The sequence below is a fragment of the Aquimarina algiphila genome (assembly GCF_007489275.1).
In the GTDB taxonomy this organism is placed as follows: Bacteria; Bacteroidota; Bacteroidia; order Flavobacteriales; family Flavobacteriaceae; genus Aquimarina; species Aquimarina algiphila.
The window spans coordinates 1-12,051 of record NZ_VLNR01000035.1 but is presented as its reverse complement, the minus strand read 5'-3'; the positions used below and the strand labels follow the sequence as shown (position 1 = coordinate 12,051).

The 12,051-nt window shown below is 32.8% G+C and carries 12 protein-coding genes; 2 read left to right on the top strand and 10 right to left on the bottom strand.

Features of this window, described 5'->3' with window-relative positions; translation table 11 throughout:
• Positions 1-35 precede the first annotated feature (35 nt).
• The 5 genes from FOF46_RS16345 to FOF46_RS16325 all read right to left on the bottom strand — a co-directional run bounded on the left by FOF46_RS16345 (position 36) and on the right by FOF46_RS16325 (position 5,733).
• Entirely contained in the window at positions 36-941 is a 906-nt protein-coding gene (locus FOF46_RS16345; protein WP_244299634.1) for an ammonia-forming cytochrome c nitrite reductase subunit c552, read from the bottom strand.
• 17 nt (positions 942-958) lie between these two features.
• Positions 959-2,179, bottom strand: a complete 1,221-nt coding sequence (locus tag FOF46_RS16340) for an aspartate ammonia-lyase (RefSeq protein WP_208746788.1) — start codon at positions 2,177-2,179, stop codon at positions 959-961.
• A 30-nt stretch (positions 2,180-2,209) separates the two neighbouring features.
• Positions 2,210-3,511 (bottom strand): anaerobic C4-dicarboxylate transporter, encoded by a 1,302-nt coding sequence (locus FOF46_RS16335; protein ID WP_143917202.1) that lies wholly within the window; start codon positions 3,509-3,511, stop codon positions 2,210-2,212.
• A 51-nt stretch (positions 3,512-3,562) separates the two neighbouring features.
• Complete coding sequence (locus tag FOF46_RS16330) at positions 3,563-3,934, bottom strand: hypothetical protein (protein ID WP_143917201.1); 372 nt, start codon at positions 3,932-3,934, stop codon at positions 3,563-3,565.
• 398 nt (positions 3,935-4,332) lie between these two features.
• Positions 4,333-5,733, bottom strand: coding sequence for an AraC family transcriptional regulator (locus FOF46_RS16325; protein ID WP_143917200.1), 1,401 nt, complete (start codon positions 5,731-5,733; stop codon positions 4,333-4,335).
• Positions 5,734-6,008: 275 nt separating this feature from the next.
• On the opposite strand from FOF46_RS16325, the gene FOF46_RS31600 reads away from it, so the two are divergent.
• Complete coding sequence (locus FOF46_RS31600; RefSeq protein ID WP_167571865.1) at positions 6,009-6,176, top strand: hypothetical protein; 168 nt, start codon at positions 6,009-6,011, stop codon at positions 6,174-6,176.
• 399 nt (positions 6,177-6,575) lie between these two features.
• On the opposite strand, the gene FOF46_RS16320 is transcribed toward FOF46_RS31600, so the two are convergent.
• The 3 genes from FOF46_RS16320 to FOF46_RS16310 are packed head-to-tail and all read right to left on the bottom strand — an operon-like array spanning position 6,576 to position 9,319.
• Positions 6,576-6,977: a DUF6855 family protein gene (locus FOF46_RS16320; RefSeq protein WP_143917199.1), complete on the bottom strand. Its 402-nt coding sequence runs from the start codon at positions 6,975-6,977 to the stop codon at positions 6,576-6,578.
• Between the two features lie 17 nt (positions 6,978-6,994).
• On the bottom strand, positions 6,995-7,957 hold the full coding sequence (locus tag FOF46_RS16315) for a gliding motility protein GldB-related protein (protein WP_143917198.1): 963 nt from the start codon (positions 7,955-7,957) through the stop codon (positions 6,995-6,997).
• Positions 7,958-8,014: 57 nt separating this feature from the next.
• On the bottom strand, positions 8,015-9,319 hold the full coding sequence (locus FOF46_RS16310) for a serine aminopeptidase domain-containing protein (protein ID WP_143917197.1): 1,305 nt from the start codon (positions 9,317-9,319) through the stop codon (positions 8,015-8,017).
• A 163-nt stretch (positions 9,320-9,482) separates the two neighbouring features.
• Here FOF46_RS16310 and FOF46_RS16305 point away from each other — a divergent pair, with 163 nt between their 5' ends.
• On the top strand, positions 9,483-10,196 hold the full coding sequence (locus tag FOF46_RS16305) for a LytR/AlgR family response regulator transcription factor (protein WP_143917196.1): 714 nt from the start codon (positions 9,483-9,485) through the stop codon (positions 10,194-10,196).
• Positions 10,197-10,278: 82 nt separating this feature from the next.
• Here the strand turns inward: FOF46_RS16305 and FOF46_RS16300 are convergent, their stop codons facing one another.
• Positions 10,279-10,701, bottom strand: coding sequence for a hypothetical protein (locus tag FOF46_RS16300; protein ID WP_109436597.1), 423 nt, complete (start codon positions 10,699-10,701; stop codon positions 10,279-10,281).
• A gap of 141 nt (positions 10,702-10,842) precedes the next feature.
• On the bottom strand, positions 10,843-11,727 hold the full coding sequence (locus FOF46_RS16295; protein WP_143917195.1) for an AraC family transcriptional regulator: 885 nt from the start codon (positions 11,725-11,727) through the stop codon (positions 10,843-10,845).
• Positions 11,728-12,051 lie beyond the last annotated feature (324 nt).

Sequence of the window (12,051 nt, the reverse complement as noted above, 5' to 3'; positions counted from 1 at the left end):
GGTATCTTATTTATAAAAGCTTATGTTTTATTGTTTTATTTTTCTTGCGTAGAGACAGTCTTAACATCTAGCTTTGCTTCTCTGGCTTTTGCTTCCTCTAACCATTTTGGTAACAAAGTTTTTTTGAATTCTTCTTTTTCTGCTTCTAATTTTTCTATATCAAGACCTATAAAAGCCTGTGCTTTTTCTTTTGATGATATATCAGGCATTTCTACGGGTTTGTTATGTCCTAAATCAGCTAAGAGGCGTGCTAATTTTACTCTGGCTTCTTGCGCTATATTCAATCCTCCACCAATAACCCGGGCAGTTTCTACCGGAGAATGAAAAGAAGCTCCATGAGAAGCTGCTGAATAATCCCAACGCCATTGTGCATGACGAATATCTATCAAAATAGCTTTCATCTGTTCTTCAGTAGCTCCAAGATCCCATGCTTTTTTAGCTTCTATATGTGCTTTTACTAAAAGATCTTCTAATTTTAGACGGGTTTCTGTAGACTTTTGTTGGCGCTCAAACACATTTGCCATTAATTTACTTCCCTCTTCTCTATGGCATACCTGACAAGCATTAGCCATATTATTTAATGGAGATTGGATATGATGATCGGTAAATTTTTGTCCTCCTTCACTTTTATAGGGCATATGACAATCTGCACAAGAAACACCTCGATCTGCATGAACCCCAGTAATGTAAGTTTCATAACCTGGATGCTGTGCTTTTAACATAGGAGTTTTACTTATTTTATGTGTCCAGTCTTTAAACTCCAGATCATCATAATATTTCTCCATATCTTCTACTGCCATTCCATTTTTCCAAGGAAATACAAGATAAGGAGTCCCTTCTTTCCCTGGTAAGTTTTTATTGAAATAGTATTCAACATGACATTGGGCACACACCAAAGAACGCATTTCTTGATGTGTTGCATTATTAATGTCCTTACCCATAGCATCAAAGGCTTCTACTAACGCAGTACCATTTGCTTGGTATGCTCTTCATTGGCAGTGATACCATCGATACATTTTTCTGCAAGAGTAACACATGCGTTGGAGAGTAATTCAACCGACTCGAACATACATTGTGCAATTACCGGTTCCATTACATTCAATTGTAATTGTCCGGCTTCAGCAGCAAAAGAAATGGTCACATCATTCCCAATGATCTTAAAGCATACCTGATTGACTACTTCAGGAATTACCGGATTTACTTTTGCAGGCATAATGGAAGAACCTGCTTGCATTTCTGGTAAGTTAATCTCATTAAAACCACAACGCGGTCCAGAGGATAATAATCGCAAATCATTGCATATTTTTGAAAGCTTAACACCTGTACGTTTTAGTGCTCCTGAAATCATCACATACGCACCACAATCTGAAGTGGCTTCAATTAAGTTTTCTGCAGGAACAAAACTCGCTTTTGTATATTGTTGTAAATAACCAATTGATAGTTGTGTAAAACCATCGGGAGCATTTACACCTGTCCCAATAGCAGTTGCTCCTAAATTGATTTCTAAGATAAAATCTCGGCAATGCTTTAGATTCTTTGTTTCTTCTTTTAAATTCGTCGACCAAGCTCCAAATTCATCTCCTAATGACATAGGAACAGCATCTTGCAGTTGTGTTCTTCCCATTTTAAGAACCTTCTTAAACTCAGCGGCTTTCTTATCAAGGCTTGTCGTTAAGACATTGATCCGTTCCAGTAATTGATTCATATAATAAAAAACAGCAACTCTGAACCCAGTTGGGTATGCATCATTGGTCGATTGCGATTTATTTACATGATCGTTAGGATGCAAAATATCATAACTCCCTTTTTCGTGACCGTTTAATTCAAGACCCACATTGGCAATCACTTCATTGGCATTCATATTAACCGAAGTTCCAGCACCTCCTTGAAATACATCTGAAGGAAAAAACTGTGCATACTTCTTTAAATTACTTAAAATATGATCACAAGCCTGTATGATCATATCAGCTTTATCGGCAGGAATGGTTCCTATTTCCTTATTAGCAGCTGCACACGCTTTTTTTGTAAGGACTAATCCTTTAACAAAAATCGGAAAGTCACCAATTTTAGAACCTGAGATATGGAAGTTATTAATAGCTCTCTGTGTATGTACACCGTAATATAATTCATCGTAAATTTCTAATTCTCCTAATAAATCTTCTTCTACTCTCGTTTTCATCTTTATATATTTTCTTGTTTTTTTATTGCTTTATAATATCATACTGCCAAAAAGAAACCCAAATACAACACTTGCGGCAATCGTTACTACTCCAGGAATAATGAAGGAGTGATTAAATACATATTTTCCTATTTTAGTAGAGCCTGTGTCATCCATTTCTACAGCAGCCAATAATGTTGGATATGTAGGTAATACGAATAAGGCACTTACAGCAGCAAAAGAAGCTATCGCGGCAATGGGGCTCACTCCTAATGCTAAAGCAGCTGGCATTAATGCGGTTGTAGTTGCTGCTTGTGAATACAGTAGCATACTTGCTAAGAATAAAACAACCGCCAGCATCCAAGAATATTCATTTAAAATACCTCCTGCTGCTGCTTTAATTTCTGTAATATGATTGCTCACAAAGGTGTCTCCTAACCAGGCAACACCTAGAACACATATAGCGGCACTCATACCTGATTTAAAAGTGGACATATTGGTAACTTCAGCAAGCTTTATTTTACAGACCAATGCAATCACCATAGCTGCCAATAACATAATGGCCATGATAGCATGATTTCTACCAATAGATGGATCTGGAATTAACCCCACTTTCTTAGAAATTAAGCTTGCATAGGTTACTATAATTAATATGGCAATACCAAAAATCCCTACAGACCATTTTGCACTTTTGGGGCTTTCGCTACGTTCCTCTGTTTTTTGTTTTATCAATCCAGACGCTACACGTCTTTGATATTCTGGATCTTCAGCTAAAGGTTTCCCTAATTTGTTAGCTACAATAGCTCCAACCATACAAGCTAAAACTGTAGAAGGAATAGCAACAGCCAAAAGTTGCAAATACGACACTCCTAAAGGCTCTAAAAAACTTGCAAAAATTACTACAGCTGCTGAAATAGGAGAAGCTGTAATTGCTATTTGCGAGGCCACCACAGAGATACTTAAAGGTTTAGAAGGTCTTACGCCGCCTTCTTTAGCCACTTCTGTAATTACAGGTAAAGCAGCATAAGCAGTGTGACCCGTTCCTGCCAATAAAGTCATCCAATAGGTTACAGTAGGCGCAATAAAGGTAACACGCTTTGGATTTTTTCTAAGAATCTTTTCAGATACATTAACCAGGTAATCCAATCCACCGGCTTTTTGCATGGCAGCAATAGCTGCTATTACAGACATAATAATGAGTATTACATCTACGGGAACAGAACCCGCTTTTAGTCCAAAAACCAACGTAAGAACAACAACACCAGCACCACCCGCATAACCAATACCAATACTTCCCAGTTTTGAACCCAGAAAGATGAAAAAAAGTACAACTAGTAATTCTATCCAAATCATAATATATTGAATTAAATGTTAAATAATATTTGAAGATGTAATTTATTGGCACTAATTCGTAGCCCAACCTTTTCTAAGAGTTACTCCTCTAACAATTGCTTCCCAACTATTCTTATGAATTTCGAATTGAGCTTTATTTAAAATGTCCTTTACATCTTCATTTAATAAATTCACTCTCGCTTTAAGTTTGGACTGCATTTCTGGACCAGTATGCGAATTGGCTATTTCGTCTAACTGCTTCATTTTAAAAACATGGTATTTCACTATTAATTGATATTGCTCCCGCAGTTTACCTTGAAGCATCATTTCATCCATTCTGTCTTCATACCACAAAGTCTGAAGTTCTTCGTCGTTATGAGTAAACATGTGTACTTTAAACTTTAAATCTTCTTTCTGTTGCTTTGTCAAATCTTGTGCCTGCACATTTAAAAAACAAAAGGAAACCAAAAAAACTATGATAAAATGATTACAATACATATCTATATATGATTTTATAAATAAAAATGATGATAGAATTCTTAACAAATGTAGTTCTATATTAATTTTGAATTACTAATCATTTAAGTGAAGTAACCTAAATCAAAAGTGAAGTGTCCAAACTTAATATTGAAACCTTTTTTTGCTATAAAGCTTAATATTTCACTTAAAATTAAACACTTTATTATGCACTATAATTATCAATTTGGCTCAAGGTTATATAGATATATATAATCTATGAGACTTTATAAAAGATCTATTAAGAGTGGGGAAATAAAAAACTAATAATTTTCAGTTTAGCACTTAACACTTATTACTTATACACGTTATTGTGTGGTCGTTTTTTATTCAAGAATATTTTTTATATCGTTTATGAATTTCATCGATTCCTTTTCAATCTTTTCAGTTAAATTTCTTTTATTGTTAAAATTTGGTTCTTCAACAATTGTTTGGTCTATAATCGATAAGCTATCATCAATTGATTCTGCTAAATGGTATTTGTTCCAATCGCTACCTTTAAAAATCTTCCAATACTTTTTTCGAATGCTTTTGTTTTGACCCGATAAGCAAATCGAAAAATACAATTCTTTATGATTTAAGATGATAACGAATTTAAGCTTTTGTTTTTTTAATTCCTCTGTTGTTAGAGAAAAGTAGGAAAAAATTGGGTCTCCTTGATAAATCTTTCCGAGTTTAAAAATTGTGTCATGCTCTTTTTGAAAAAAGAGTCTCAATTCTTTCATATAGTTTATCAATTGATGGTAATCTAAGTTTTTTTCGCATTCTTGGTTTTGAGAGTTGTTTTTCGACAGATTTACATTGTTGTTTTCTCCAAGTTTAATATTCTTTGTTTTTTCGAGTGGAATACAAATGTCCATTATGAATTTTTGTTTAGGATGAGTTTTGTAGTCATTATGATACATTTCAAAATAATCTCCATCTCTAAATTCATAACCATTTTCAATTACCCAAACACACATACTTTTCCACGCTTTTGAAATTTCTTCTGTTTTAATTTCAAAATTCCCAATGATATAAATACCTTTTTTTAGGTTATGTTGTTTAATTTCTCCATTTGTATTGATGTTTTTAGAAATGGTTACACAAGTACTAAATCTAACTTTTGAGGTTTGCGTAGTATTAGGGTTGTCGTGATAAATTGTTATTGCTTTAAAACTTGAAGTGTCTAATACTCTTTTTTGATGTCCCCATTCCATCAATTTTTGAAACATACTACCTGTTTTTTCAAAATGTCCAATATTCGATATACTAGCAAGTTTTAATTCTGGAAGTTCTTTTATCGTTATTTGTGCATTCATTTTAGTCCATTGTTTAATATTATCAATGGAACAAATGTATTTTTCTGATGAAAAAGGTTCTATACCAATCTTGCTAAGTAGTTCTTTTCCCTCAGATTTAAATTTCGTTGGACTAATGCCATAGTATTTCTTAAATGCTCTTGAAAAAGAATTATCACTATTAAAACCGTATTTGTAGGCTAAGTCTTTTAAAGAAGGGTTTGGATTAACCAACAAAATTGAGGCAATGCGTTCTATCCTCTTTCTATTGACGTATTCATTTAGCCTTTCGTCTACTACTGTTAAAAATACTCTATGAAAATGAAAAGGTGAATAATGAGCTTTTTGAGACAAGTATTCAAGTGATAGGCCAGTGTCAAGATTGTTTTCAATAAAATCCAGAACGAAATTTATTCGTTTAAGATATTCTCGTCTGGTTTCGTTCATTTCATTTCGAGTTCTTTAAATGCCACACAATGATAAGTGTAAGATGATCGTTAGCGTCGTTGATCAAATCGTTTGCGAAGCGTTAGCGAAGTCAAATTATTTTATCAATGCACTCTTACATGATGTTGTTTGCCGTTTTATTTTAATTTTATTTTTGTTTAAAATTAATAATAAAAAACAAGATAGCCGCATACTCTTTATATACAAGACGCTACAACAATACGTAAAAGAAAAGCTTTGCCAACTGTGGGAATCTATAACAAAGTATACACGATATGTTATTAGTACGAGAGAATAACTACCTAATCCTAATTAGTGTCTATCCGGGAAAATATGTGTTTAAAGACCAATCCGATCGGTTTAGAGGATATACAAGAGGTTTAACAAAGGATAATCCTCTGATACAACTAGCCCCAGCAGTACTTTATAGTTACCCTGCATAGAGATGACCTCTCCCTGCAGCTACCCGATGCTTCCCAGCAACAGGTTGATAGCCCTCTGCAATAGGGTAACACTTCCCGACACTATGATGATGCGTCCCTGCAGCTGGGAAGCTTGCTTTGGGTGCTGGGATTTACTCTGTATATGCTGGGGAAAGAATATTGACTGCTGAGATTCTTAAATATATAGCTGGGGAAGCTTCTAATCTCCTTGGGTAACCAAAAAATCATTCTTTTTGCTCCCGAAATCTGAGGGAAACTATAAAATTGTTTTTTTATTTCGAAAAAAGATGGAAAATATAAGCAGTATAATTTTTAGGCATGGTATTTTTCATAAACTAAATGTAAACTATATAAACATATCTGAGATCTATTAATCATTTACAGATATGGTTTTAATCCTCACTTAGCTCTTATTCTATTATTTCTTTTATTATGCTCAACTTCAGCTAGCCCTAATGCTTCCATAAGTGGAGGAATATACATACCAACACGACCTCTAAGTCCTTTTTTAAGTCCGTACCAACCTCCTATCGGATTATCAGAAGATCGTCCCCAAAACTCTACAGTACCATCTTTTGCTTCTGCTTTTTCATCTTTACTACCTAACAGCATCCAATCCCCATGAGATTTCAACATTTCATATAAATCATTGATAATTCTGGCATCATAATGTAGTATAGTTTTCCCTACAGTACATACAATGATTTCTTTACCTTCTTTTTCATCTATATACATTTCGTATGTTGATGATTGCGGAGGAGTTTTTAGTTTCCATGGGTTGTCTTTTGTTCTTTTTTGCATCGGTATTTGTTATTAGTTTATAGTTTTTCTTCGATTTTACTCTCTTTAAGAAATTCTTCGATTTTGACACTAGGAAGTTTTAACATATATCTAATCGCCTCTTTTTTATCTTCTTGTTCTTCATAATAAGCTTTACAAATCTTATGTCCCATCCAATATCCTAAATCAGCAGGCCATTCTTCTGTTGCTGTATCAGCGTTTGATAACCAATTTTGAGTAGTGTTCGTTAATAACATTTCTTTTTTGAATCTTTCCCATATTTCAACTTCTTTTCCCTTGGCAAACTCATTTAAATGTTTTTTAGAAGTCGTTCCCGTAAACATATCAGCTAAAAAATCTGCTAACCCTTCTCCTATAGCTGCGTATAAAAGTCTTCTTTCTTCAAAATTTATATCTTGCTGAAAATGTACTAGTTCATGAATAACAATATGTGGAAGTTCATCAATATCTCTAAAGTTATTTTTTTCACCAAAAGAAAGTTCATGAGTGGGGATATTTTCTGATCTCGCTATCTGATCAATCCCGATCAATAAGCCTTTATCAGAAATAGTTCCTGCAGAATTGAAATTACCCACCATAAAATATACATTTGGAAAAATAACTTCAGGATACATTGTTTTAAACCTATTCATCCCTTCAGTAATTTGCAGTTTTTTAGTGTTTATATTGTAAGTGTTAGATTTGATAGCTTTATATAAATCAGCTCTCTTTCTTTGGCCCTTTACAAAGGCTTCTGTAGAGTGAATTTTTTTAGAGAAATAATCCTTGAGTCCTGGGCTTGCTTTATCAAAATAATACGCATTAAAAATCGATATTGCATTTGCTGTATCCTTTTGAAAAAGCTCGTAAGCTTCCCAGTAGTTATCCAGATCATATGTTATAAGATTAGTATTGATTTCTAATTCTTCTTTGGTTTGCCCTTGCCCAAGGAAGAAAAAGAATGATGATCCAAATACTATATAAATACTTAGTAGTTTCATAAAAATATTGATTGATTTAAAATATAGATGTCTTAACTTACAAAGTGTTACACTTCTCTATTTTATAATCCCCCATGCCCAATCTATAATTTGTTGACTAATTTTTTCTTCCCATTTTCCTGGTTTAAAGTGATAACTGGCATTATAATCAGGATGAATCGTCGACCAATGATCCAATTTGGGATACTTGTAAAGTTTATGGTCCTTATGCCCAGCTTTTTTGAGAACATCAATAATCATATCATTATCTTTTTCAGACATTATCCAATCATTTGTTCCCCAACGTACTCTAACTGGAACTTTTAATTTTTCCCATTGCGCTGCAAAATTAAAATCTTGTACTTGATGATAATATTGCATGGATCTGCCATACATATGATATAATCCCTGTCTATGATATTTTTTATATAAAGGAGTTGTATCCAAAATTTCTTTATAACTCTTTTTTTCAATTAACATACCGTAATATAATGGAATGTATACTTCATTCATCAGTGTATAAATCTCTTCTTGAGATTTACCCTCTATTTCTAGTATTCTTCTCTCAATTTCAAGCATATGTTCAAACCATGATTTGAAGAATGTATCATCAGAAATTACCCCTGCAAGATCATATGTATTGGCCAGATATGGAGCTAATGCACTTCCCATACTATTACCATAAACAATAATCTTTGTTGTATCTACATAGGATTTGGATTTTAAAAATTTTACAGCAGATTCATACCCATTTAATTCTGTCAAAAAATCAATCTTTCCACAATCACCCTCACTATCTCCTACTCCAGGTTTCTCAACACGCAATAAAACCATATTCGATTTTTCTGCAAGATTCTTAATAAGTTTAACCCAATTATTACTTCTGCCAGAGTATTTTTCTACAGACGAGCAACTGAGTCCCTGTACTAGAAAGATTGCAGGAAACTTAGCATTACCTTTAGGTTTGGTTATAATTATTCGTTGTTTAATTCCGTAATCACTGGTAATAGTTTCATAAAAAGTATCTACTCCGGTATTATCCTCTTTTGGCAAAGCCGATAGTTTTACTTTTTTTCTTTGTATTGTATTTCCTCTTTTTGCTTCAATAACAACTTCTTCATCCGATCTTATTCCATATTGTATTGCGCTCCAGTCTTCATTATTCTCTACCAATCTATCGTTCACTTTTATCATGAGATCTCCAGGTTTAAAACCTGCTTTATCCAAAGGAGAATTTGGCGTGATTTCTTTTATTTCGGCTCCGGGAGTTTTTCTATTTGGGCCAGATATTTTGGCTTCAAAAGATGCTCTTCTTTTTAACTCTTGAGCATATATTCCATTAATTAGAAAAAAGATCCATACAATGCTTATAAAATATTTCATGATTTATATGTGGTATTAGCGTTTTATATTCACGGGCAATTTATATTTTTGGGACTAGTGAAATTATGAACTTATACCAAAACCACTGTATTTTATTTAAAAATGCGGTTTTAAATGATCCTATTGTAGCGTGTTTGAAAAACTAGATGAAAAAAAGAAAATAATGATCCAGGTTGTATTCTGGATCTTATACTACATATTATTTGGTTTTATTTGGGTTAAGGGCGTTGACTACAAATCCTCTTTTTATTTAGAGTTTATTTTACTTCCTATCAGAATTTTTGCGGTGTATTTTACTATTCTCTATTTAATTCCGCAATTCTTATTGCCTAAGAAGTTTTTAAAATTTGTAGTATCCTATATGGTTTTACTTTGTTTTGCTGGCATTGCACAACGGTTTTTTATTTATTTTTTCTTCGATGACCAAGAGGTATTTAATATTGCCCAAATATTGAGCGTAAAACTTATTGTAAGGTCAATAGTATTAATTAATAGTACAGTTTTCTTTGTTTCTTCTGTATATATATTGAATTTATATTTTATCGAAAAAGCAAAAAGTGAACCCCAGGTAACTAATACTATCGAACTAAAATCAAATCGACGTATCTATAGAGTTCAACCTAAGGACATTACTCATATTGAAGGATTGGGAAATTATGTCAATTATATCACTATTGATGGTAAAAAAATTACGGTCTATCAAAGTCTTAAAAAGAGTATGGAGCAACTCCCCAATCATTTTATGAGGATTCATAAATCATTTATCATCAATAGACATCATATGAAATCATACAGTACAGAAACAGTAGAAATGATTTCTGGTGAATTTATTCCTATTGGTAATTCTTTTGACCAAAACAAACTACAAACAGAATAAAGGAAATAAATCAGGCCTCATTCTTTTTGAGAATGAGGCCTAGCTGATACAACCCACTAACTAAAATAGTAACTAACTAAACTTACTGCATCAGTTTCTTTGACAGTTCTTGCAACTGTGTTGATTTTTCTTGCATATAATCATTTAACTTTTTAACATCATCTCCAGAAAGATTACCCATTACATCCTGAGCTTTCTGTCCTAATTCTTGTCCTTGCTCACCAAGTGCTGCAAAAGCTGTCATATCTTTACTTTCTACTGCTTTTTTATATTCTGCAATATATGCTTCATAAGCGTTCACATATTCCTGAACTTTTTCGTCACTAAAATTCGGAACACCATCTGCTGATTCTGTAGCGGCACTGTCTTCTTTTCTATCTCCAGAAGTTTCTGTAGTCTCAGTAGTTTCCTCAGAAGTTGAAGCATCAGATTTTGCTTCATTCTTACATGATACTGTTGCTAATATTGCTATTACTAGTGAAAGATTTAAAATTACTTTTTTCATGATTAATTTTTGATGTTAATGATTAGGATAAATTCTTATTTCAAATTGATAGTACAAATTTGAATTATCTTACCCTATTACCAAACACCTTTTTCCGTGAAAAAAGAATACCCTGTTTTCAGGGTATATAAAAATATTGAGTTATGCTATTTTAGGAAAAGAGACCTGTACGTGATTTATATACTTTTGTCGATAACTATTAGGAGTATCATCTATATTTCGTTTAAACAAACGATTAAAAAGAGACAAACTATTAAAACCACAATCAAAAGCAATAGTACCTATAGAAGCATCACTATTAACTAATAGATTACAAGCATTTTGAATTCTAACCTCTGTCACAGCCTGTTTAAATGTTTTACCGGTGCTTTTTACAAAAAATCTACAAAAAGAACTCTCTGTCATTCCTGTTTTCTCTGCTACCTGACGAGTAGAAATATTAGTTTGATAATTATTCTGAATAATATCATATATTTCTTTCACTCTTCCGGTATTGACCACAGAAAGTGACAGATATTGTCTAGCATGTAAACTTTCATAGGAAACTTCAGCAAACTGTCGTAACACCTTAAACAACTTAAGGAGTTTTTCTAATGGAGGAAGATTTATCATTTGTTTTATTTCCTCTCCTATGATATGCTTTTCTTTATTATTAACACTCAATCCTGCTTGTGCTTTTGTTAATAGCTCTCCAATACCATTAAATTCTTTAAAAAATTTGCTGGCTTCCTTTATATCTTCTCCATTAAACTGGATCACATACTCCTCATAGTTATCGGACTCGAAACCAACATTAAAACAATTATGTGGAATATTGGGCCCTAACAAAACCAAATCTCCGTCAGTAAACTGACTAATTTTAGTACCTATAAACCTTCTTCCTTTACCTGAAGGCAAATATACAATCTCAAATTCGGGATGAAAATGCCAACGCCCACCATAAGGCATAAAAGGTGCCTTAAAATAAAATGCTTTAAAAGAAGAACCTTCAGGAGGTATTACTTTTTCAAATGATGCTTTATTCACACTCTTAATTATCTATCAAAAAACGTTTTGATGACAATTTAATGCAAAAAAATGCACAATGAGTTAAAAAGAATATAAAATCTTAACAATAGATTTGAAAAATAATTATTCAACTAGATTTTAATATAATATATATGCTCCATCTCCCAGAGATAAATTTGGATGAGTCGGGAATGTATAAATAGTATAATTATCAACCCGTTGTGCATTTAGAAAAAGTTGCGCAAACTGCTAAAAGGCAGTAAATTGTAGTTACGACACTATAATTCATATGCACAACTTTCAAGCAAATTACGATAAAATACTCAAGGTTTTAAAAGGATT